The following is a 22330-nucleotide window of genomic DNA, read 5'->3' on the forward strand; positions in this document are numbered from 1 at the left end:
GGTGCGGGCCGGTTGTGGCCGGTCGCGCAGTTCCCCGCGCCCCTAGGTAAGTCATCCGCCGTCCCTTGAAAGGAACTCCTCTCCATGGCACCCCATCCCGAGGCCGCTGCTCTGCTCGCTCGGTCCCACCGGCTCGGATCCGATCCCCGCAACACCAACTACGCAGGCGGCAACGCCTCCGCCAAGGGCACCGAGACCGATCCCGTCACCGGGGGTGATGTGGAGTTGATGTGGGTCAAGGGGTCCGGTGGGGATCTGGGGACGTTGACCGAGGGCGGGCTGGCCGTGTTGCGGCTGGATCGGATGCGGGCGCTCGTCGATGTGTATCCGGGGGTGGAGCGCGAGGACGAGATGGTCGCCGCGTTCGACTACTGCCTGCACGGGAAGGGTGGGGCGGCTCCTTCGATCGACACCGCCATGCATGGGCTGGTCGGGGCCGCGCATGTCGATCATCTGCATCCTGATTCCGGGATCGCGCTCGCCTGTGCCGCCGACGGGGAGAAGCTGACCGCCGAGTGTTTCGGGGACAGTGTGGTGTGGGTGCCCTGGCGGCGGCCCGGGTTCCAGCTGGGGCTGGACATCGCCGCCGTGAAGGAGGCCAATCCGCAGGCCATCGGATGCGTTCTCGGCGGGCACGGGATCACCGCCTGGGGTGACACCTCCGAGGAGTGCGAGCGGAACTCGCTGCACATCATCCGGACCGCCGAGACGTTCCTCGCCGAGCGTGGGAAGGACGAGCCCTTCGGGCCGGTGATCGAGGGGTATGCCGCGCTGAGCGCCGGTGAGCGCCGGGAGCGGGCCGCCGCGCTCGCGCCGTACGTACGCGCTCTCGCTTCCCAGGACCGGCCTCAGGTCGGGCACTTCGACGACTCCGAGGTCGTTCTCGACTTCCTGGCGAGCGCCGAGCATCCGCGGCTGGCGGCGCTGGGCACCTCCTGCCCGGACCACTTCCTGCGGACCAAGGTCCGACCGCTGGTCCTCGACCTGCCTCCGTCCTCGACGCTCGACGAGGCCGTCGCACGGCTCAAGGAGCTGCACGCCGGGTACCGCGAGGAGTACGCCGCCTACTACCGGCGGCACGCCCTGCCCGACTCCCCCGCCATGCGCGGCGCCGACCCGGCGATCGTGCTGGTCCCGGGCGTGGGGATGTTCTCGTTCGGCAAGGACAAGCAGACCGCGCGGGTGGCCGGGGAGTTCTACGTCAACGCCATCAATGTGATGCGGGGCGCCGAGGCCGTCTCCACGTACGCGCCCATCGAGGAGTCGGAGAAGTTCCGTATCGAGTACTGGGCGCTGGAGGAGGCCAAGCTTCAGCGGATGCCGAAGCCCAAGGCACTGGCCACGCGGGTCGCGCTCGTCACCGGTGCGGGCAGCGGGATCGGGAAGGCCATCGCGCACCGGCTCGTCGCCGAGGGGGCGTGTGTCGTCGTCGCGGACCTGAACGGTGAGAACGCCGCCGCCGTCGCCGAGGAGCTGGGCGGGTCCGACAAGGCCGTCGCGGTGACGGTCGACGTCACGTCCGAGGAGCAGATCGCCGAGGCCTTCCGGGCGGCCGTGCTGGCCTTCGGCGGAGTCGACCTCATCGTCAACAACGCCGGTATCTCGATCTCCAAGCCGCTGCTGGAGACCTCCGCCAAGGACTGGGACCTCCAGCACGACATCATGGCGCGCGGCTCCTTCCTCGTGTCGCGGGAGGCGGCACGGGTGATGATCGCGCAGGGGCTCGGGGGCGACATCGTCTACATCGCCTCGAAGAACGCCGTGTTCGCCGGGCCCAACAACATCGCCTACTCGGCCACCAAGGCCGACCAGGCCCACCAGGTGCGGCTGCTCGCCGCCGAGCTGGGCGAGCACGGGGTCCGGGTCAACGGGATCAACCCGGACGGTGTCGTGCGCGGGTCCGGGATCTTCGCCGGTGGGTGGGGAGCGAAGCGGGCCGCCGTGTACGGGGTGGAGGAGGAGAAGCTGGGTGAGTTCTACGCGCAGCGGACCATCCTCAAGCGCGAGGTGCTGCCCGAGCATGTGGCCAACGCCGTCTTCGCGCTGACCGGCGGGGACCTGACCCACACCACCGGGCTGCACATCCCGGTCGACGCCGGCGTCGCGGCCGCCTTCCTGCGATGAGCGCGAGTGTGAAGTCGTACGCCGCGGTCGACCTCGGCGCGTCCAGTGGGCGCGTCATGGTCGGCCGTGTCGGCCCGGACTCGCTGGAGCTGAGCGAGGCCCACCGCTTCCCGAACCGGCCGGTGCGGGTGCCCGAGGGGCTGCGCTGGGACGTGCTGGGGCTCTACGCGGGGGTGCTGGACGGGCTGCGGGCGACCGGGCGGGTCGACTCCGTCGGCATCGACAGCTGGGCTGTGGACTACGGCCTGCTGGACGCCGACGGGGCGCTGCTCGGCAACCCGGTGCACTACCGCGACAGCCGTACCGAGGGCGTCGCGGAGAAGGTGTGGGCGACCGTGCCCGCCGAGGAGCTGTACGCGGCTACGGGGCTTCAGTACGCGCCCTTCAACACCCTGTATCAGCTGACCGCCGCCCGTTCCACAGCCCAACTCGCCCAGGCTCGGCGGCTGTTGCTGATGCCGGATCTGCTGACGTACTGGCTGACCGGTGAGCAGGGCACAGAGCTGACCAACGCCTCGACGACCCAGCTGATCGACCCGCGCACCCGGGACTGGGCGTACGGGGTCGCCGAGCGGCTGGGCATCGATCTCGGGCTGTTCGCACCGCTGCGGCAGCCCGGGGACGCCGCGGGGGTGCTGCGGCCGGAGGTGCTGGAGGAGACCGGGCTGACCGGTCCCGTGCCGGTGACGGCCGTCGGGTCGCACGACACCGCGTCGGCGGTCGCCGCCGTACCGGCGTCGGGTGAGCGGTTCGCGTACATCTGCACCGGCACCTGGTCGCTGGCCGGTCTGGAGCTGGACGCTCCGGTGCTGACCGAGGAGAGCCGGGCGGCCAACTTCACCAACGAGCTGGGGCTGGACGGCACGGTCCGGTATCTGCGCAACATCATGGGGCTGTGGCTGCTCCAGGAGTGCGTGCGGGCCTGGGGCGACACGGATCTGGGCGCGCTGCTGCTGGAGGCCTCCAAGGTGCCGGCGCTGCGGTCCGTGGTCGACGCCGGCGACGCGGCGTTTCTCGCGCCGGGGCGGATGCCCGAGCGGATCGCCGAGGCGTGCCGGGCCTCCGGACAGCCCGTGCCCGAGTCGCCTGCCGAGGTGACGCGCTGCATCCTCGACTCCCTCGCGCTCGCGCATCGCGAGGCCATCAAGGACGCGCAGCGGCTCGCGGGGCATCCGGTCGACGTGGTGCACGTGGTGGGCGGGGGTACGCGCAACGCGCTGCTGTGCCAGCTGACCGCCGACGCCTGCGGGCTGCCGGTGGTCGCCGGGCCGACGGAGGCCGCCGCCCTGGGGAACGTGCTGGTGCAGGCGCGGGCGCACGGTCTGGTCGGTGACCTGGAAGGGATGCGGCGGCTGCTCGTGCGTACGCAGCCGCTCACGCGGTACGAGCCGCGCGGCGGGACCGGGCGGTGGCGCGCCGCGCGGGACCGGCTCGCCGGGGACTGACGGGGTCTCCCCCGGGTCCTGTCCCCGCACTACGCTTCACTCATCCGATGATCGACCACAAGGAGCCGCGATGCGTGTCGCCCTGTTCCTGACCTGCGTCAACGACACGCTGTATCCGGACACCGGGCGCGCCGTGGTGAAACTGCTGACCAGACTGGGTGTCGACGTGGACTTCCCGATGGCGCAGACCTGCTGCGGACAGGCGCACTACAACACCGGATACCGGCACGAGGCCGAGCCGCTCGCCCGGCATTTCTCCGATGTCTTCGGCGAGTACGAGGCGATCGTGACACCGTCCGGGTCGTGCGGGGCGATGGTGCGCGAGCTGTATCCGAGGATGGGCGAGCGGGCCCGGGCCGAGGGGCGTGGGGACACCCTCGCGGCCACGCTGGCGCCGGTGGTGCCGAAGACGTACGAACTCACGGAGTTCCTGGTGGACGTGCTGGGAGTGACGGACGTCGGGGCCTACTACCCGCACAAGGTCACGTACCACCCGACCTGTCACGGACTGCGCGGACTCGGACTCGGCGACCGGCCTCGGCGGCTGCTCCAGGCCGTGAAGGGTGTGGAGCTGGCCGAGTTGCCGGGGGCGGACGAGTGCTGCGGGTTCGGCGGCACCTTCGCCCTGAAGAACTCCGACGTCTCGGCGGCGATGGGCGCCGACAAGGTGCGCAACGCCGAGTCGACGGGCGCCGAGGTGCTGTGCGCGGCCGACAACTCCTGTCTGATGCACATCGGCGGCACGATGACCCGGCTGCGGACCGGCATGCGGCCGGTGCACATCGCGGAGATCCTGGCGAGCACGGAGGAGGAACCGGCCGTATGAGCGGGACGTATCTCGGCATGCCGGCGTTTCCGGAGGCCGCACGGGAGGCCGTGGGCAACGAGACGCTGCGCGGCAATCTGCGGCACGCCACGCACACCATCCGCGCCAAGCGGGCGAAGGCCGTGACGGAGGTGTCCGACTGGTCCGAGCTGCGCGAGGCGGGCAAGCGGATCAAGGACCACACGCTGGGCCATCTCGACCGCTATCTCGAACAGTTGGAGGAGTCGGTCACGGCCGCGGGCGGCGTCGTGCACTGGGCCGCCGACGCGGACGAGGCCAACGAGATCGTGACCCAGCTGGTGAAGATGACCGGCGAGTCGGAGGTCGTCAAGGTCAAGTCGATGGCCACGCAGGAGATCGGGCTCAACGAGGCGCTGGAGGCCGAGGGCATCCGCGCCTACGAGACCGATCTCGCCGAGCTGATCGTGCAGTTGGGCAAGGACCGGCCCTCGCACATCCTCGTCCCGGCCATCCACCGCAACCGGGGCGAGATCCGGGACATCTTCCGCTCCGAGATGAGCGAGTGGGGCCGGCCGGCCCCCGAGGGCCTCACCGACACGCCCGCCGAGCTCGCCGAGGCGGCCCGGCTGCATCTGCGGGAGAAGTTCCTGCGCGCCAAGGTCGGCATCTCCGGCGCCAACTTCATGGTCGCCGAGACGGGCACCCTGGTGGTCGTGGAGTCGGAGGGCAACGGCCGGATGTGCCTGACCCTGCCCGAGACGCTGATCTCGGTCGTCGGCATCGAGAAGATCGTGCCCACGTGGCGGGACCTGGAGGTGTTCCTGCAGACCCTCCCCCGCTCCTCCACGGCCGAGCGCATGAACCCGTACACCTCGACGTGGACCGGCACCACCGACCAGGACGGGCCCAGCGCCTTCCATCTGGTGCTGCTGGACAACGGCCGCACCGACACCCTGGCCGACGAGGTCGGCCGGCAGGCGCTGCGCTGCATCCGCTGCTCGGCGTGCCTCAACGTGTGCCCGGTGTACGAACGGGCCGGCGGCCACGCCTACGGCTCGGTGTACCCGGGCCCGATCGGCGCGATCCTCAGCCCCCAGCTGCGGGGCACGGCCAGCGAGATCGACGCCTCGCTGCCGTACGCGTCCTCGCTGTGCGGGGCGTGCTACGAGGTGTGCCCGGTCGCCATCGACATCCCCGAGGTGCTGGTGCATCTGCGGGAACGGGTCGTGGAGGGCGGTGAGGTCACCCGGGAGGGCAACAAGGTGGTGCTGCGGCCCGCGAAGGGGCATGCCGCCGAGCGTGCGGCGATGCGGGCGGCCCGCTGGGCGTTCACGCACCCCGGCGCGCTGCGCACCGGCCAGCGTGCCGCCTCGCGGACCCGGCGCTTCCATCCCCGTACGCTGCCGGGGCCCGGCCGGGCCTGGAGCGGGACCCGGGAGCTGCCGCCGGTGCCCGCCGAGCCGTTCCGGGACTGGTGGTCGCGGACGCGTGGTGGGAAGGACGGGGCCAAGTGAACAGCAGGGAGCGGATCCTGGGGCGGGTGCGGCGCGCGCTGGCGGATGTGCCGCGGGACGACACGCCGTACGAGCAGGCGGTCGCGCGCGACTATGCGCGGGAGCACGGGGACCGGAGTGCCGAGCAGACCGTCGAGTTGCTGGCCGAGAACCTGGCGGACTACCGGGCCGTCGTGCACCGCACGGACGCCGAAGGGCTGGCCGCGCTGATCGCGGGGCTGCTGGACGAGCGCGGGTCGGCTTCGGTACTGGTGCCGCCCGGGCTGGACCCGGCGTGGCTGGAGCGGACCGGGGTGACGCGGGTGGCGGACCGGGCGGAGAGCACTCCGGGCGAACTCGACCGGGTGGACAGTGTCGTGACGGCCTGTGCGGTCGCGATCGCGGAGACCGGGACGATCGTGCTGGACGGCTCGCCCGACCAGGGCCGACGGCGGATCACTCTCGTCCCGGACCACCACATCTGCGTGGTCCGCGTCCCCGGGCAGGTCGTGTCGTCGGTGCCGCAGGGCCTCGAACGCCTCGACCCGGCGCGCCCGTTGACGTGGATCTCGGGGCCGTCGGCGACCAGTGACATCGAGCTGGACCGGGTCGAGGGGGTGCACGGGCCGCGCACGCTGGAAGTGGTGCTGGTCGGTCAGGGCAGGATCGAGTCGACGTAACCGCCGTCGACACGCAGGGCACCGCCCGTGGTCGCCGAGGCCTGGTCGGAGCCGAGGTAGACCACCATGTTCGCGATCTCCTCCGGCTCGATCAGCCGCTGGAGCAGGGACTGCGGCCGGTGCTGTCGCATGAAGGCGCGCTGGGCCTCGTCCCAGGGCAGCTCGCGGTCGACGAGCTGGTAGACGAAGTCCTCGACGCCGCCGGTGTGGGTCGGCCCGGCGATGACGGAGTTCACCGTGACGCCGGTACCGGCCGCCTGCTTGGCGAAGCCCCGGCTCACCGCGAGCAGGGCGGTCTTCGACATGCCGTAGTGGATCATCTCGGCGGGGATGACGACCGCCGAGTCGCTGGCGATGTACTGCACCCGGCCCCAGCCGCGTCCGGTCATGCCGGGCAGGACGAGCCGGGTGAGGCGTACGGCGGCCAGGACGTTCACCTCGAAGTAGCGCCGCCACTCGTCGTCGCTGATCTCCAGGGGGTCCGCGGACTCGAACACGCCGAGGTTGTTGACGAGGATGTCCACCTGCCCCAACGTGTCCACCGCCTGCCGCGCGCCCTCCTCGGTCGTCACATCGGCGGCCACGGGCACCAGGTCGGCGCCGGGGGCCTCGCCCCGCATCCGGTCCACGGCCTCTTGCACCCGCCCGGGCGAGCGGCCGTTGACACCCACCCTGGCGCCCGCCCGGGCCAGGCCCGAGGCGATCGCGGCGCCGATGCCCTGTGTGGAGCCGGTCACCAGAGCGGTGCGGCCCTTCAGATCGATCTGCATGCCGGGTCAACCCTTTCGGTGCTGGTGCGATCGGGTACCCCCGAGGTGTCGCTGAGTACACCCCCCGATACGGGTTCTGCGGCCAGTGTGGTCACGTCGCCTTCTCCGTAGCGTCGAGGACGAGACACAGGGCGTGTCGGACGAAGGGGGACGACGATGGTGCGCACCGGCCCACGAAAGGACCAGGACCCGGGGCCCGCGCCCGAGGCGCTGCGGCTGGTCAAGGTCACCAAGACCTACGGGAGCGCCGACAGCGCCGTGACCGCCCTGGACGGTGTGACGCTCGGTCTGGGGCGAGGCACGTTCACGGCGGTGATGGGGCCGTCCGGTTCCGGCAAGTCGACGCTGCTGCAGTGCGCGGCGGGACTCGACCGGCCCGACAGCGGGATCGTTCAGGTCGACGGCACGGAGCTGACGGGCGGCGGCGAGGCCGAGCTGACCAGGTTCCGGCGCGGGCGGATCGGGTTCGTGTTCCAGCAGTACAACCTGCTGGAGACGCTGACCGTCGCCCAGAACACGGTGCTGCCGCTGAAGCTGGCCGGGCGGAAGGTGGACCGGCGGCGGGTCCGCGAGGTGCTGACAGCGGTGGGACTCGGCGACCGGCTCGGACACCGGCCCGATCAGCTGTCGGGCGGGCAGCGCCAGCGGGTCGCGATCGCCCGGGCGCTCGTCACCGAACCGCGGGTGATCTTCGCGGACGAGCCGACGGGCGCGCTGGACACCCGCAGCGCGCGGGACGTGCTGCGGCTGCTCCGGCAGGCGGTGCGGGTGCACGGGCGGACCGTGGTGATGGTGACGCACGACCCGGTCGCCGCCTCGTACGCCGACACCGTGCTGTTCCTGGCGGACGGCCGGCTCGCGGGCCGGATGGACGCGCCGACGGCCGACGCGGTCGCGGAGCGGCTGGCGCACCTGGGTGACGACGTGCGGGCGGGGGTGTGAGCCGTGTTCGTCCTCGCGATGCGGTCGATACGGCGGCGGCCCGGGCGGTTCCTCGCGACCCTGCTGTCCGCGTTCCTCGGCGCGGCGATCGTCATGACGTTCAACTCGATGCACGACACCGCCGGGCAGCCGGGCGTGGACCCGGTGAGCGAGGAGACCCTGTCCACCGCGGCGGGCGTGGTCGGCGGCTACGGCACCCTGCTGGTGTTCTTCGCGATCGCCTCGACGCTGACGGTGAACGTGCGCCAGCGGGCCGCCGAGATGGAGCTGTTGCGCTGCTCGGGGGCGACTCCGGCACAGATCAAGCGGATGGTCGTGGGTGAGGCGCTGGCCGTGGCCCTGGTGGGCGTGGCGCTGGCGATCGGCCCGGCGCTGCTCGGCGGCCGGGCACTGCTGGAGGTGTTCCAGGACAGCGGTCAGGTCGCGCGGTCCGTCGAGTACTCCTTCGGCCCGGTGGCGTCGGCGTCCGGTGTCGCCATCACGCTGGTCGCCGCCGTGGGGGCCGCGTTCCTCGCCGTGCGGCGCGCGACGGGCGGGAGCCGGCAGCGGGGCCGGGCGCGAACGGTCCTCGCCTACGCGGCTCTGGTGGCCGGAGTCGCCTCGGCGACCTCGACGTTCGTGTTCTCGGCGACGGACTCCGCGCTGATGGCGCCGCCGGCGTACGGGGCGATCCTGCTGTCCGTGGGGTGCGCGCTGCGGGCGCCGCGGCTGCTGGCGGCCGTGCTGGACCGGCTTCAGCTCGGCGGCGCGAGCGGCTGGCTGGCGGTGCGCAATCTGCGCGAGCGGGCCGGGCAGCTCGCCGGGATCCTGATGTCGCTGATCCTGTTCACGGCGGTCGCCACGGCCACGCTGACCATGCAGGCGGTGGAGAGCGACGCCGTCGAGGATTCGGGCATGGTCAAGTCGGTCGACGCGAAGAACCTCGAGACGCTCAACTTCACGGTCGTCGGGATCATCGTGGTCTTCGTGTGCGTCATGCTGGTCAACTCGCTCTATGCGGCGACCAGTTACCGGCTCCGGGAGTTCGGGCAGCAGCGCCTCGCGGGGGCGACGCCGGGGCAGGTGCTCGGGCTGGTCGGGGTCGAAGGGCTGATCCTGATGGTCACGGGGGTGGTCTTCGGCACGCTGGCGGCGCTGGCGGGGGTCGTGCCCTTCACGGTGGTGCGCACCGACGAGGTCGTGCCGGGTGAGTTCTTCGGCATCGGCTCGGCGGTCGTCGGGGTCGCGGCGGTGGTGACGCTGGGCACGAGCCTGGCGACGGCCCGGCGGACGCTGCGCACTCCGGCCGTCGGGGCGGTCGCGATGGCGTGACGAACAGGACGGTCACGAGGGGCCGTCGCTGCGGCGGCCGTGAGGGGGGGCGGTCGCTGCGGCGGCCGCCCTTTCGCCGTATGCCGGACGCGTGACATCCTGGCTGAACAAGCGCTTAGATAGTGCTCCGTCCAGCCGCTGACCTGGAGGCCCCGTTGTTCACATCCGTCGACGACGTCTCCGCACGTCTGGCCGGTACCGGGTATCTCGCCTCGCCCGCCGTCGCCACGACCGTCTTCCTCGCCGACCGCCTGGGCAAGCCACTGCTGGTCGAGGGCCCGGCCGGGGTGGGCAAGACGGAGCTCGCCAAGGCCGTCGCCGAGGTCGCGGAAGCGCGCCTGGTGCGCCTCCAGTGCTACGAGGGGGTCGACGAGTCCCGGGCGCTGTACGAGTGGAACCACGCCAAGCAGCTCCTGCGTATCAGCGCGGGCCGCGACGAGTCGTGGGACGAGACGCGCACGGACATCTTCAGCGAGGAGTTCCTGCTCACCCGGCCGCTGCTGACCGCCATCCGGGGCGACGACCCGAAAGTGCTGCTGATCGACGAGACCGACAAGGCGGACGTCGAGGTGGAGGGCCTGCTCCTGGAGGTGCTCAGCGACTTCCAGGTGACCGTGCCCGAGCTGGGCACCATCACGGCGACGCGCCGCCCCTTCGTCGTCCTGACCTCCAACGCGAGCCGGGAGCTGTCCGAGGCGCTGCGCCGCCGCTGCCTCTTCCTCCACATCGGCTTCCCTGACGAGGAGCTGGAGCGCCGGATCGTACGGCTGAAGGTGCCGGGGCTCGACGAGGCGCTGGCCCGCTCGGTCGTCCGGGTCGTGGGCGCGCTGCGGGCGATGGACCTGCGCAAGGTGCCGTCGGTCGCCGAGACCATCGACTGGGCGCGCACACTGCTCGCGCTGGGCGCCGGCACCCTGGACGAGACGGTGGTGCGGGCCAGCCTCGGCGTGCTCCTCAAGCATCAGGAGGACGTCCTCAAGGCGAGCGCCAAGCTCGACCTGGAAGCCCTGTGACCACCCCGACGGACGCGGGCGTCGCGGAGCGGCTGACGTCCCTGGTCGGGGCGCTGCGCGCGCACGGCATCCGGATCGGCACCGGCGAGACGGTCGACGCGGGGCAGGCGATCGAGGCGCTCGGCCTCACGGACCGTGAGCTGCTGCGCGAGGGGCTGGCGGCGACGCTGCTGCACGGCACCGGGCAACGGCGGGTGTTCGACCCGGTCTTCGACCTGTACTTCCCGCGGAGCGTCGGCGGCCCGGAGCGGAAGGCCGCCGGACGGGACGATCTGCGCGACCGGCTGGCAGCCGCGCTCGCCGCCGACGACCGGGCGCTGCTGGGCCGGCTGGCGGTCGAGGCGGTCGACGGTTTCGGGGGCTACGGCTCCTCGGCGGAGTCGGACGGCTGGTCGTCGTACCAGGCACTCGAACGGCTTCGCCCGGGGACCCTGCTCGCCCGGGTCCGGGACAATGTGCGGGGGCAGGGCGGCAGTCCGGGTTTCGCCGACCGGCTGCTGGAGGACGAGATCCGGCGACGCATAGACGGTTTCCGCGCCTTGGTGGCCACGGAGGCGCGGCGCCGGGTGGCCGAGCGGCGCGACCGGGACGAGATCGCCCGGCGGGCGGTGGCCCCGACCACCGAGCAGGTCGACTTCCTGTTCGCCGGGAAGGCCCGGCTGGCGGAACTGCGCAGGGCGGTTCAGCCGCTCGCCCGCAAGCTCGCGACCCGGCTCGCGGCGCGGCGCCGCCGCGCCTCCCGGGGCACGATCGACCTGCGCCGGACCCTGCGCGGTTCGCTGTCGACGGGCGGGGTGCCGATGAAGCCGGTGCTGCGCCGGCGCCGACCGGCCCGCCCCGAACTGGTGCTGCTGTGCGATGTGTCGGGTTCGGTGTCCGGCTTCTCGGACTTCACGATGCTGCTGGTCCAGGCCCTGCACGACCAGTTCAGCAAGGTGCGGGTGTTCGCCTTCGTCAACCGGATCGACGAGGTGACCGCGCTCCTCCGGCACGGCACCGCGGACCCGGAGGGGCTCAGCGCCCGCATCGGGGCGGAGGCCACCCTCACCGGATGGCACGACAGCAGCGACTACGGCACGGCGCTGGGCGAGTTCGCGGAGATCCACGGCGACGCGGTCGGTCCGCGCACGACCGTGTTCGTCCTCGGTGACGCCCGGACCAACCGGAGCGACCCGAATCTGCCCGCCGTAAGGCAGATCGCCGGGCGGGCGCGCCGCGTCTACTGGCTGAACCCCGAGCAGCGCTCCCTGTGGGGCACGGGCGATTCCGTCGCGCCGGTCTACGCCGAGCTGGTCGAGATGCACGAGTGCCGCAATGTCGCACAGCTCAGCGCACTGGTGGCACGGCTGCTGCCGGTGTGACCGAGGGTGTGATCAGGCGACTGCGAGTCGCGGGTGGAGAGCGCGCGAGCGGCACGGAAACCGATCGGTTCCCATGACGGGACGTGTAAATCGATCGGTTTCCGGAGAGCGGGCGGGCGCTACTTCTTCGCGAACTCCCTCGCCGACTGCCCCTGGAAGTCGTAGACCACGACCTGCTCGTCGCCCACCACCCAGGCGTCGTGGCCGGGTGTGCACACGTAGACGTCGCCGGGGCCGACCTCGGTCTCACCACCGTCGTCCATCCGGATGTGCATGCGCCCCTGGAGCATGTAGGCGTTGTGGTGCATCTGGCAGGTGTCGGTGCCCGCGATCGGGCCCACGGACTCGGACCAGCGCCAGCCGGGCTCGAAGGTCGCCACGGCGAAGTCGAGCTCCGTCATATGGACGGCTTCGAGGTGGCCACGGGGAAAATCACGCCGCTCGTCCGGCTTGTCGAGCGTCTTCACTTCCAACATGACGCGCTCCCTTCCGGCCGCGGCGCACCGCGGCCGGGGGCCGGTCTCCCCGGCGGCCCTGGACACCGCGCGTCGGCGGCCGGCCTCTCCCCTCCATCGTCCGCCCGTCCCTCCGGGGCCGCCAACCAGGGAACGCCCGCTCAGACCTGGTGCCCGCAGAGCTCGGCGAAGCGTCCGGCGTCGATGTTGCCGCCGGAGAGGATGACGCCGACGCGGCGCGGGAGACGGCCCGCGCGGCCGGTCAGCAGAGCGGCGAGCGGAGTGGCACCGCTCGGCTCCAGGACGATCTTCAGGCGTTCGAAGGCGAACCGCATCGCGTCCCGGATCTCGTCGTCGCCGACCAGCGCGATCTCGTCGACGAGCCGCCGGTTGACGGAGAAGGTGAGTTCGCCCGGTGTGTGCAGGGCCTGCCCGTCGGCGATGGTGTGCGGCACCGGGATACTGATGCGCCGTCCGGCCTCCAGCGAGCGCCTGGTGTCGTCCCCGGCCTCCGGTTCGATGCCGATCATCCGGATGTCCGGGTACAGCCCCTTGGCCACCGTGGCACTCCCGGCCATGAGCCCGCCGCCACCGACCGGTGTCACCATCGCCCCCAGCTCTCCCGCCTCTTCGAGGAGTTCGAGCGCGGCCGTGCCCTGGCCGGCCATCACGTGCGGGTGCTCGTACGGCGGGATGAGGGTGAGACCCCGTTCGGCGGCCAGGGCCTCAGCGATGGCCACGCGGTCGCCGGTGTAGCGGTCGTAGGTGACGATCTCGGCGCCGTACCCGGCGGTGGCCGCGCGCTTCGACGGCGGGGCGTCCTCCGGCATGACGATCACGGCGGTGGTGCCGAGCTCACGGGCGGCCAGGGCGACGGCCTGGGCGTGGTTGCCGGAGGAGTAGGCGGCGATACCCCGCGACAGCTGCTCGGGGGTGAGGCGGGAGGCGGCGTTGTAGGCGCCGCGGAACTTGAAGGCGCCGACGCGCTGGTAGTTCTCGCACTTGAGGTGGATCTCGGCACCGGCGAGCGCGTCGAGGGTGCGGGAGCGCAGCACCGGGGTGCGGTGGGCGACGCCCTTGAGCCGGGCGGCGGCGGCCCGGACGTCGTCGGGGGTGACCGGTGGGCTGGTGGTCGTCACGCGGATCCTCCGGTGGGAGTGTCGTGGGCGGCCCGGGCCTGGGAGAGGTAGTTGTATGCGGAGGCGCGGGAGATGCCGAGCCGGGCGGCGACCTGCTCGACCGCGCCGCGCACGGCGAAGACACCGCGGTTGTCCAGCCCGCCGAACAGTTCCAGGCGCTCGGCGCGGTCCAGTTCCGCCCAGCTCCCCCGCTGCTTCGACTGGTGGGCGTCGACGAGGGCGTCGACCACGGCGTCGATGTCGTTGCCGAAGGTGGTGGTCGGCAGCTCCGCCGGCTCGGGGCGTATTCCGGCGAGCGCGCCGAGCAGACCGTGGACCTGGCTGACGGCGCCGACGTCCACGTTGACGCAGAGCGCGCCGAACACGGTCGCCGTGGAGTCCCGCAGCACCATCGTGGAGGACTTCACCAGCGCCCCGTTCCGGGTGCGGGTCACGTAGTTCAGCTCGTCGGCCGCCTCGTCCCCCCGGGCGAGGACACGCATGCCGATCTCGCTCATCGCACCGCCCACCGTCCGCCCGGTCACCGATCCGGCGACGGCGACCACCGACTTCTCCGGGTTCCGGTAGTCGTGCAGCACGACCTCGCAGACCGGCCCGAAGGTCGCGGCGATTCCTTCGACGACCGGTGTCAGCGCGGCGAGGATCGCATCCCGTTCCGCGGTCAGAGGCTCTCGCATGGAAATTAGACTACGCATCCAACGATTGGATTTCCAGTCCAGATCGACCCGGACCTCCGCTTCAACAATTGGCAATGGTTTTCACATGACTTCGGCCAGAACCCGCTCTTGACATTCATTCCCATCTAGCGTGGCGCTGCCAAGTACCCCTGTGCACGTCCGTCATGGAGGAGCCATGCCCCTGTCCACGTCCCGCCGCCTGGCGCTGCTGACCAGCGCGTCCCTGGCCCTGCTCGCGGGCTGCGGCAGCTCGTCGGACTCCGCCGGCGCCAAGAGCACACCGGCCCGCGTCTCGGTGGTCGCCTCCACCGACGTCTACGGCGACATCGCGCGGCGCGTGGGCGGCGACAGCGTCGACGTCACCTCGATCATCAGCGACCCCGACCAGGACCCGCACTCCTACGAGGCCGACCCCCAGAACCAGCTGGCCCTGTCCAAGGCCGAGGTCGTCGTGGAGAACGGCGGCGGCTACGACGACTTCGTCGGCCGCATGCTGAAGGGCGGCCACAACGACTCCGCCCAGGTGATCGACGCGGTGAAGGTCTCCGGCAAGACCGCGCCGAAGGGCGGCGAGCTGAACGAGCACGTCTGGTACGACTTCCCCACCGTCGCCAAGGTCGCCGACCGCATAGCCGCGGCCCTCACCCGGGCCGACCCGTCCGACGCGGCCGTCTTCAAGAAGAACGCCGCCGCCTTCAAGGCCCGGCTCACGCCACTGGAGGCGAAGGAGGCCCGGATCAAGAGGGAGCACGGCGGTGCGGGCGTGGCGATCACCGAGCCCGTGCCGCTGTACATGACGGAGGCCGGCGGTCTCGTCAACCGCACTCCCGCCGCGTTCAGCGAGGCGATCGAGGAGGGTGACGACGTCTCCCCGCGGATCCTCCGGGAGAACCTGGCGCTGTTCAGCGGCAGGAAGGTCGAGGCCCTCGTCTACAACGCGCAGACCACCGGCCCGCAGACCGAGAAGGCCGAGGCGGCGGCCAAGGCAGCCGGCATCCCCGTCGTACCCGTGACCGAGACCCTGCCGAAGGGCAAGGACTACCTCGGCTGGATGACCGCCAACGTCGACGCGCTCGCGAGCGCGCTGGCCAAGTGACCGCGATATCCGGGCAGGGCGGCGTTCCTGTCATCAGTCTGCGCGGCGCGGCCCTGGCGTACGGCGCCCGCGAGGTGTGGAGCGGCCTCGATCTCGACGTACGGGCCGGGGAGTTCCTGGCCGTGCTGGGGCCGAACGGTGCGGGCAAGACCAGTTTCGTACGGGCGTTGCTGGGCCGCCGGCCGCTGTCCGCCGGGACCCTGACCGTCCTCGGCCGCCCCGCGCGCGACGCCGCCCGGGAGATCGGCTATGTCCCGCAGCAGGCCGCGCTGTCCGCCCAGGCCATGCTGCGCGCCCGGGATCTCGTGCGGTTCGGCATCGACGGGCACCGCTTCGGGCCACGGCTGCGCACCGCCGGGGTCCGTCGCCGGGTCGACGAGATCCTCGAAGCCGTCGGGGCCTCGGCCTACGCCGATGTCCCGCTCGGAACGCTGTCCGGCGGCGAACGGCAACGCGTCCGCATCGGCCAGGCCCTGGCCACCGACCCGCGGATCCTGCTGTGCGACGAGCCGCTGCTGTCGCTCGACCTGAACCACCAGCGGGCCGTCACCGAACTGATCGACGCCCGGCGCCGCTCCCACGGCACGGCGGTGGTCTTCGTGACGCACGAGATCAACCCGGTGCTGGGGCCGGCCGACCGGGTGCTGTACCTGGCCCCCGGCGGCCACCGCGTCGGCACCCCGGACGAGGTGCTGACCTCCGAGTCGCTGTCCCGGCTGTACGGCACACAGGTCGATGTCGTACGGGTGCGCGGCCGGGTGGTGGTCGCGGGGGCGCCCGACGAACCGGCCGCACCGGCGCACCATCCCGAGCCGTCGGACGAGCCGGACGGAGTGCGCGCATGACGCTCGCCGCCGGGATCTGGCACCAGATCTTCGACTTCACCGACTACGGCGAACTCCTCGGCCTGGTCCGCAACTCCCTCGTCGCGGGCGTGGCGCTGGGGCTCGTGGGCGGGCTGGCCGGGGTGTTCGTGCTGATGCGGGACCTGCCGTTCGCGGTGCACGGCATCAGCGAACTGTCCTTCGCGGGCGCGTCGGCGGCGCTGCTGCTGGGTGTGAACATCGTGGCGGGGTCGATCGCCGGCTCGCTCCTGGCGGCCGGCGTCATCGGGGTGCTGGGGACGCGGGCCCGCGATCGCAACTCGGTGATCGGCATCATCATGCCGTTCGGGCTGGGCCTCGGCGTGCTCTTCCTGGCCCTCTACCAGGGCCGGGCGGCCAACAAGTTCGGGCTGCTCACCGGGCAGATCGTCGCTGTGGACACACCGCAGATGTCGTGGCTGCTCGGCACGTCCGTGCTGGTGCTCATCGCCCTGGCGGTCATGTGGCGTCCGCTCGCCTTCGCCAGCACCGACCCGGATGTGGCGCAGGCGCGCGGGGTGCCGGTGCGGGCGCTGTCCTTCGCGTTCATGCTGGTGCTCGGGCTCGCGGTCGCCCTGTCGGTGCAGGTCGTCGGCGCGCTGCTGGTGCTCAGCCTGGTCGTCACCCCGGCCGCTGCCGCCGCCCGCGTCACCGCTTCGCCGGTACTGCTGCCCGTGCTGAGCGTGCTGTTCGCCGTGGCCTCGATCGAGGGCGGCATCCTGCTCGCCCTGGGCAGCAGCATCCCCATCAGCCCCTACGTCACGACGATCTCCTTCGGCGTCTACGCCGTGAGCCGGGTGGCCGGCCGGCGGCTCAGCGTTCGAAGACCACCCGCCCGTCGAACACGGTGAGGTCCACCCGCACTTCGGTGATCTCGTGCGGGTCGAGGTCGAGCAGCGGCCGGTCCAGTACGCACAGGTCGGCGGCCCGGCCGGGTTCGACGGTGCCCTTCCAGTCGTCGGCGAAGTCCTGCCAGGCGGCGGTGGCCGTGTAGGCGCGCAGGGCGTCGGCGAGCGGCACGCACTGTTCGGGGCCGCTGGGCCGGCCGCTGGCCTTGGACTCGCGGAGCATCATCGAGGCCACGCCCTGCCGCCAGTCGGGCTCGGTGATCGGGGCGTCGGAGCTGGCGCAGACCCGTACTCCGGCGTCGAGCGCGGAGCGCACCGGCCACTGGTAGGCGGAGCGTTCGGGGCCCACGACCTCGTCCATCAGATCGGAGATGGTCCATTTGATGGCGGGGTTCATGTTGACGCCATAGCCGTGTGCGGCGAGCTTGGCGAGACTGCCGGGGCTGATGAAGTCGCCGTGGATGACGTAGTGGCGGGCGTCCGGGCGCGGTGCGGCGGTGTTCGCGGCGACGAAGGCGTCCACGACCGTGTCGATGGCCCGGTCGCCGGTGACGTGCACGCCGAGCTGGAATCCGGCCTCATGGGCGACCCGGATCATCTCGCGCAGTTCGTCCGCCTGGAGCGCGGGGGTGTCGCCGTGCACGCACAGGGCGCCGTGGCCGCCTTCCGGGTAGGGCTCGTTCATCCAGGCCGTGCGGTTGGGCGGTACGCCGTCCCCGAAGACCTTGACGCCGATGGCCCGCAGCAGCCGGGGGTCGGCCGACTCGGGGCGGCGCAGTTCGGCCAGGCCCTCGCGGACGTCGTCGGCGGAGCCCCCCATGGGGGCGGGCAGCAGCAGGACGCTGACACGGGCTTCGAGTGCGCCCTCGGCCGCGAGTTCGGCGTACGCGCGCCAGTTGTCCGTGCTCAGACCGCCGAAGAGGGTTCCGGTGCCGCCGGGGCCGAGGCCCGGCTCGGTGTAGCTGGTGATGCCGCGTGCGTGCAGCTCACGGATCACGCCCTGGATGGCCTGGCGGCGCTGGGCGACGGTGGGGGCGGGCAGCTCCGCCTGGACGAGCCGCCCGGCGGCCTCGCGCAGGATGCCGGTCGGCCGGCCGTCGGGGTCGTGGTCGATGACGCCGCCGGGCGGGGACGCGGTGTCCGCGTCGATGCCGCAGCGGCGCAGCGCCTCGGAGTTGGCCCACACCATGTGCGAGGAGAAGTCGGTCAGACAGACCGGGTGGTGCGGCGCCACCTCGTCCAGGTCCCGGCGGTGCGGGAAGCGGCCCGGGTCGGCCAGGCACTCCGCGAGATAGCCGGGGTCCCAGCCCAGGCCGACGATCCACTCGCCGTCCGGGGCGTCCCGTGCCGCCCGGGCCACTGCCCGGGCGATGTCCGCGAGGGAACCGACCGCCGGATGGCCGACGTCGATGGCGAACGGCGGATTGGTCATCCCGTAGGCGGCCCCGTGCAGATGCGAGTCGTTGATGCCCGGCAGCACGGTCCGGCCGCCCAGTTCGACGATCCGCGTGCCGGGTCCGGCCAGGGCTCGCATCTCCGCGTCGCTGCCCACGGCCAGGATGTCCCGGCCGCGCACGGCCACGCCTTCGGCGACGGTGAAGCCGGCGTCGACGGTGAGGACCTGACCGCCGGTCAGGACGAGGGTGGGAGCGGTGTCGCTCACGGGTGACCTCATTTCGGGTTCAGGTTCAGGTTCAGGTTCGGGTTCGGGTTCGGGTTCCGGTTCGGGGAGCGGAGGAGGTGAGTCAGCGCCCCGTGCGGGGTGCGAAGTACGCGAGGGCCGCGCCGGCCACCAGCGCGACGCCCTGGGCCATCTGCTGCCAGAACGTCGGCACGTTCAGCAGGGTCAGGCCGTTCTGCAGACCGCCGAGGAAGAGCACGCCGAGCAGGACGCCGAGGATCGACCCGGTGCCGCCGGTGAGGGCCACTCCGCCGAGCAGCACCGCGGTGAGCACGGTCAGTTCGAACCCGGCCCCGGAGGTTCCGGCGACCACGCTGTCCAGCACCGACGCCTTGACGACCCCGGCGAGGGCGGCGGCCACGCCGGTGACGACGAACAGCGCGAACGGGGTACGGCGGACCTGGATGCCGGAGAGGTGGGCGGCCTCCCGGTTGACGCCGATGGCGAAGACGTGCCGTCCGGCCGGGGTGAGCGCCAGGAAGAGCACGCCCGCCGCCAGCACCAGTGCCGCGATGACGACCGGCGCCGCGACTCCGGCGATCCGCGCCCCGCCGATCCAGGCGAACCCGGAGCCGAAGCCGCTCAGCGGCAGCGGGAACAGCTGCTGTGCCAGGCCCCGTACGGCCGTCAGCATCCCGAGGGTGACGATGAACGCGGACAGGCCGAAGTAGCAGCACAGGACGCCGTTCACCGCCCCGACCGCCGCCCCGGCGGCGAGCGCCCCCAGCAGGGCGACGGCGGGTGACTGGTGGTGCTGGCCGGCCAGCCAGCCCGCGACCAGCCCGCCGAGGGCGAGCGTGGAGCCGACGGACAGGTCGAGGTAGCCGCTGATGACGAGCAGGGCCAGCGGGACGGCGACGATGGCGAGGGTGGCGGCGTCGGTGGCGATGCCGCTCAGGTTGGCCGGGTCGAGGAAACTGCCCGTGGTCAGCTGGAAGACCAGCACCATGGCGACGAGCACAACGAGGAGCGGGTTGCGGCGTACGGTGTCCAGCCCGCCCGTGGCCAGGAGCCGGGGGCGGGTGAGGACGGGGTCGGCGGTGGTCATGCTGCTCCTTCGGCGGGCAGGGGGGTGTGGACGGCCGACAGCAGGGCCTGTTCGGTGAGTTCGGCACCCGAGAGTTCGCCGGCGATCCGTCCGCCGGCGACGATCAGGCAGCGGTCGGCGAGCGCCACGACCTCCTCGGGGTCGCTGGAGGCGAACAGCACGGCGGTGCCACGCTCGGCGGCGAGGGACGACACGACCCGGTAGATCTCCTGCCGGGCGCCCACGTCGACGCCCTGCGTCGGCTCGTCCAGCAGCAGGACGTCCACGTGCCGGGCCTCGTTGATCCACCGGCCCAGGACGAGCTTCTGCTGGTTGCCGCCGGAGAACGCGCCCGCCGGCAGCCCGGGCCGGGCCGGACGCAGCCCCACCGCCGCGGCCAGCGCCTCGAACACCCGCCGCTCGCTGCGCAACGCCCGTATGCCGTGGCGGGCCAGGGGCCGGACGGCCGGCAGCAGCGCGTTGTCCTGCGCGGACAGCGACGGGAACAGGCCCTGTGTGCGCCGGTCCGCCGGCACGAGCGCGATCCCCGCGGCGAGCGCGTCGGCCGGTCTGGCGGGGGCGACGGTACGGTCACCGACCCGGATCGTTCCGGCGGTGGCGCGGCGCCTGCCGTAGAGGGTCTCCAGGATGCGGGTGCGGCCGGAGCCGATGAGCCCGAAGAGGCCCACGCGTTCCCCTTCGGCGACGGTGACGTCGACGGGGCCGAAGCCGGGGCCGCCCAGGGCTTCCACGACGAGCCGGGGTGCGGTTGACGTACGGCGGGGCCGGGGCCCGCGCACCTCCTCCGTCGGCCGCCCCGCGATCGCCGTGACCAGTTCGGCCCGGGTCTGCCCGGTCACCGTGCCCTGGTGCGCGACCCGTCCGTCGCGCAGGACCGTCACCGCGTCCGCGAGCCGTTCCACCTCCGCCAGCAGATGGGTGACGTAGACGATGGCGAGTCCCTGGGTGCGCAGGTCCTCCACGCGTTCGGCCAGGGCGTCGGTCTCCGCGCCGGACAGGGCGGCCGTCGGTTCGTCGAGGACCAGGACGGAGGCGCTGCGGCTGAGGGCCTTGGCGATCTCCACCAACTGGCGTTGTCCCATGGGCAGATCACCCACCCGGTCGCGCGGGGAGCACCGGGCCGCGACCCGCTCCAGCAGCCCGGCGGCGACGTCCTCCTGGGCGCGCCGGTCGATGCGGCCGTACCGGGTCCACTCCTGGCCGAGGAAGATGTTCTCCGCCACGGTGAGAGCGTCGACCACGCTGAGCGTCTGGAAGATGATCGCCACGCCGGCCGCGATCGACTCGCGGGGACTGAGGCGGGTGTGGGTCGTTCCGCCCACCTCGATGGTGCCGGCGTCGGGCGGGAAGGCACCGCCCAGGCACTTGATGAGGGTGGACTTGCCTGCGCCGTTGTGGCCGAGCAGGGCGTGCACCTGGCCGGCGGGGACGGTGAGGTCCACGCCGTCCAGGGCCCGGACTCCGCCGAAGGACTTGGTCAGGCCGCGGACACGGAGGTTCGTGGTCGTCATGGTCGTGGGCCTAGGCGTTCTGCGCGAGGAGCGTGTCGATCCGGGCGGTGTCGGCGCGCTGTACCAGCGTGATGGGCACCTGGGTGCTGGGGTTCGCCTTGCCCGCCGCGACCGCGCGCGGCACCTCGACGATGGCGGCGGCGATGTCCTTCGGCGCCAGGGCGGCGGAGGCCCGGTAGAAGGTGCCCTGCTTGACGGCGAGGAGCGAGGGCGCGGAGCCGTCCTGTCCGCCGACGAAGGTCTTCGCGTCGTCCTTGTCGCGGCCCGACTGCTGGAGTGCCTTGAATCCGCCGTACGCGGCGGCGTCCGTGACGCCGAGGACGAGGTTGAGGTCGGGGTGCTTGGCGAGGATCGCCTTCGTCTTCGACAGGCCCGTGTCCGGGTCGATGGCCTGTTCCCGCGCCACCACGTCGACGCCGGGCGCCAGCTTGGTGAAGGCGTCGATCATGCCTTTGGTGCGTTCGCGGCCCAGCTCGATGGTGCTGTCGGTGAGGAAGGCGATCTTGCCCTTGCCGCCGAGGTGTTCCTCGGCCCACTTCGCCGCTGCCTCGCCGAGCAGGGTGCCGCCCTCGCGGAAGCTGAACTGTATGTCGGCGCTCTGGTGCTGGAGGGAGCCGCCGTAGGTCACCCAGATCAGTCCCGCGTCGAGGGCCGCCTTGGCGATGGGCTCGGCGGCCTCGAAGACCATCGGGAAGGACACGATGGCCGGGACCTCGCGGGCGACCCAGGTGTTGAGGTTGCTCGCCTGGGTGTCGGCACTGGCGTTGTCGCTGGTCGTGAGCAACGAGATGCCGTGCCGCTTCGCCTGGGCCGTGGAGAGCTTCACCAGCGTGGAGTAGAGCGGGAGTTGGGTGAAGGGGTAGTCGAGGCCGATCTTCGTCAGGCGGGTGCCGCCGGACCGCGAGGGCTTGGCCGAGGCGGCCGTGTTCTCCGGTGCCGAGCATCCGGCGGCGGACAGTGCTGTGGCGGCGGACAGGGCGAGGAAGTGTCTGCGCGAGGCGGTGTACAGGGGTTGGGTCATCGCGTGGGCTCTCCGAGGGGCGGGCCCGACTGGAGCGGGCGTCCGGCTGCTGTGCCGAACAGGAA

General features: G+C 72.2%; 20 protein-coding genes. 12 read left to right on the top strand and 8 right to left on the bottom strand.

The genetic code is table 11. The annotated features are described in order from the left end of the window. Nucleotides 1-84 precede the first annotated feature (84 nt). The 5 genes from ACIBK5_RS25140 to ACIBK5_RS25160 all read left to right on the top strand — a co-directional run bounded on the left by ACIBK5_RS25140 (nucleotide 85) and on the right by ACIBK5_RS25160 (nucleotide 6529). On the top strand, nucleotides 85-2124 hold the full coding sequence (locus tag ACIBK5_RS25140) for a bifunctional aldolase/short-chain dehydrogenase (protein ID WP_399022649.1): 2040 nt from the start codon (nucleotides 85-87) through the stop codon (nucleotides 2122-2124). Beyond that, complete coding sequence (locus ACIBK5_RS25145; RefSeq protein WP_399022651.1) at nucleotides 2121-3569, top strand: rhamnulokinase family protein; 1449 nt, start codon at nucleotides 2121-2123, stop codon at nucleotides 3567-3569. Before ACIBK5_RS25140 ends, ACIBK5_RS25145 begins: the two co-directional genes overlap by 4 nt. Nucleotides 3570-3639: 70 nt before the next feature. Next, nucleotides 3640-4395, top strand: coding sequence for a (Fe-S)-binding protein (locus tag ACIBK5_RS25150; protein ID WP_399022653.1), 756 nt, complete (start codon nucleotides 3640-3642; stop codon nucleotides 4393-4395). After that, nucleotides 4392-5870 carry a LutB/LldF family L-lactate oxidation iron-sulfur protein gene (locus tag ACIBK5_RS25155; RefSeq protein WP_399022655.1) on the top strand — a complete coding sequence of 493 codons (1479 nt, stop codon included), beginning with the start codon at nucleotides 4392-4394 and terminating at the stop codon, nucleotides 5868-5870. The genes ACIBK5_RS25150 and ACIBK5_RS25155 overlap by 4 nt, the downstream gene beginning before the upstream one ends. Next, the gene (locus tag ACIBK5_RS25160) at nucleotides 5867-6529 is read left to right on the top strand and encodes a lactate utilization protein C (protein WP_399022657.1); all 663 of its coding nucleotides are present in this window, start codon (nucleotides 5867-5869) and stop codon (nucleotides 6527-6529) included. The genes ACIBK5_RS25155 and ACIBK5_RS25160 overlap by 4 nt, the downstream gene beginning before the upstream one ends. On the opposite strand, the gene ACIBK5_RS25165 is transcribed toward ACIBK5_RS25160, so the two are convergent. Further along, the gene (locus tag ACIBK5_RS25165; RefSeq protein WP_399022659.1) at nucleotides 6505-7299 is read right to left on the bottom strand and encodes an SDR family NAD(P)-dependent oxidoreductase; all 795 of its coding nucleotides are present in this window, start codon (nucleotides 7297-7299) and stop codon (nucleotides 6505-6507) included. The two genes, ACIBK5_RS25160 and ACIBK5_RS25165, sit on opposite strands and share 25 nt — an antisense overlap. A gap of 156 nt (nucleotides 7300-7455) precedes the next feature. Between ACIBK5_RS25165 and ACIBK5_RS25170 the strand changes: the two genes are divergently transcribed. The 4 genes from ACIBK5_RS25170 (at nucleotide 7456) to ACIBK5_RS25185 (ending at nucleotide 11926) form a co-directional block, all read left to right on the top strand. Beyond that, nucleotides 7456-8241, top strand: coding sequence for an ABC transporter ATP-binding protein (locus tag ACIBK5_RS25170; RefSeq protein WP_399022661.1), 786 nt, complete (start codon nucleotides 7456-7458; stop codon nucleotides 8239-8241). A 3-nt stretch (nucleotides 8242-8244) separates the two neighbouring features. Next, entirely contained in the window at nucleotides 8245-9552 is a 1308-nt protein-coding gene (locus ACIBK5_RS25175; protein ID WP_399022663.1) for an FtsX-like permease family protein, read from the top strand. A 155-nt stretch (nucleotides 9553-9707) separates the two neighbouring features. Continuing rightward, nucleotides 9708-10565: an AAA family ATPase gene (locus tag ACIBK5_RS25180; protein ID WP_399022664.1), complete on the top strand. Its 858-nt coding sequence runs from the start codon at nucleotides 9708-9710 to the stop codon at nucleotides 10563-10565. Further along, entirely contained in the window at nucleotides 10562-11926 is a 1365-nt protein-coding gene (locus ACIBK5_RS25185; RefSeq protein ID WP_399022665.1) for a VWA domain-containing protein, read from the top strand. Before ACIBK5_RS25180 ends, ACIBK5_RS25185 begins: the two co-directional genes overlap by 4 nt. 119 nt (nucleotides 11927-12045) lie before the next feature. Here the strand turns inward: ACIBK5_RS25185 and ACIBK5_RS25190 are convergent, their stop codons facing one another. The 3 genes from ACIBK5_RS25190 to ACIBK5_RS25200 form a co-directional block, all read right to left on the bottom strand. Continuing rightward, nucleotides 12046-12402 carry a cupin domain-containing protein gene (locus ACIBK5_RS25190; protein ID WP_391108961.1) on the bottom strand — a complete coding sequence of 119 codons (357 nt, stop codon included), beginning with the start codon at nucleotides 12400-12402 and terminating at the stop codon, nucleotides 12046-12048. A gap of 140 nt (nucleotides 12403-12542) precedes the next feature. Then, entirely contained in the window at nucleotides 12543-13520 is a 978-nt protein-coding gene (locus tag ACIBK5_RS25195; RefSeq protein ID WP_399022667.1) for a pyridoxal-phosphate dependent enzyme, read from the bottom strand. Next, on the bottom strand, nucleotides 13517-14197 hold the full coding sequence (locus ACIBK5_RS25200; RefSeq protein WP_399022669.1) for a transcriptional regulator: 681 nt from the start codon (nucleotides 14195-14197) through the stop codon (nucleotides 13517-13519). The genes ACIBK5_RS25195 and ACIBK5_RS25200 overlap by 4 nt, the downstream gene beginning before the upstream one ends. A 175-nt stretch (nucleotides 14198-14372) precedes the next feature. On the opposite strand from ACIBK5_RS25200, the gene ACIBK5_RS25205 reads away from it, so the two are divergent. The 3 genes from ACIBK5_RS25205 to ACIBK5_RS25215 are packed head-to-tail and all read left to right on the top strand — an operon-like array spanning nucleotide 14373 to nucleotide 17007. Beyond that, nucleotides 14373-15293 (top strand): metal ABC transporter solute-binding protein, Zn/Mn family, encoded by a 921-nt coding sequence (locus ACIBK5_RS25205; RefSeq protein WP_399022672.1) that lies wholly within the window; start codon nucleotides 14373-14375, stop codon nucleotides 15291-15293. After that, nucleotides 15290-16138 (top strand): metal ABC transporter ATP-binding protein, encoded by an 849-nt coding sequence (locus ACIBK5_RS25210; protein WP_399022674.1) that lies wholly within the window; start codon nucleotides 15290-15292, stop codon nucleotides 16136-16138. The genes ACIBK5_RS25205 and ACIBK5_RS25210 overlap by 4 nt, the downstream gene beginning before the upstream one ends. Further along, complete coding sequence (locus ACIBK5_RS25215) at nucleotides 16135-17007, top strand: metal ABC transporter permease (RefSeq protein WP_399022676.1); 873 nt, start codon at nucleotides 16135-16137, stop codon at nucleotides 17005-17007. The genes ACIBK5_RS25210 and ACIBK5_RS25215 overlap by 4 nt, the downstream gene beginning before the upstream one ends. Here ACIBK5_RS25215 and ACIBK5_RS25220 read toward each other — a convergent pair. The 4 genes from ACIBK5_RS25220 to ACIBK5_RS25235 form a co-directional block, all read right to left on the bottom strand. Continuing rightward, nucleotides 16970-18667 (bottom strand): amidohydrolase, encoded by a 1698-nt coding sequence (locus ACIBK5_RS25220; RefSeq protein WP_399022678.1) that lies wholly within the window; start codon nucleotides 18665-18667, stop codon nucleotides 16970-16972. The two genes, ACIBK5_RS25215 and ACIBK5_RS25220, sit on opposite strands and share 38 nt — an antisense overlap. 82 nt (nucleotides 18668-18749) lie before the next feature. After that, nucleotides 18750-19733: an ABC transporter permease gene (locus tag ACIBK5_RS25225; protein WP_399022680.1), complete on the bottom strand. Its 984-nt coding sequence runs from the start codon at nucleotides 19731-19733 to the stop codon at nucleotides 18750-18752. Further along, nucleotides 19730-21244, bottom strand: coding sequence for a sugar ABC transporter ATP-binding protein (locus tag ACIBK5_RS25230; RefSeq protein ID WP_399022682.1), 1515 nt, complete (start codon nucleotides 21242-21244; stop codon nucleotides 19730-19732). Before ACIBK5_RS25230 ends, ACIBK5_RS25225 begins: the two co-directional genes overlap by 4 nt. 10 nt (nucleotides 21245-21254) lie before the next feature. Continuing rightward, nucleotides 21255-22265, bottom strand: coding sequence for a sugar ABC transporter substrate-binding protein (locus ACIBK5_RS25235; protein ID WP_399022684.1), 1011 nt, complete (start codon nucleotides 22263-22265; stop codon nucleotides 21255-21257). Between the last annotated feature and the right edge of the window lie 65 nt (nucleotides 22266-22330).

It is taken from the genome of Streptomyces sp. NPDC050546 (assembly GCF_044457425.1).
GTDB lineage: Bacteria > Actinomycetota > Actinomycetes > Streptomycetales > Streptomycetaceae > Streptomyces.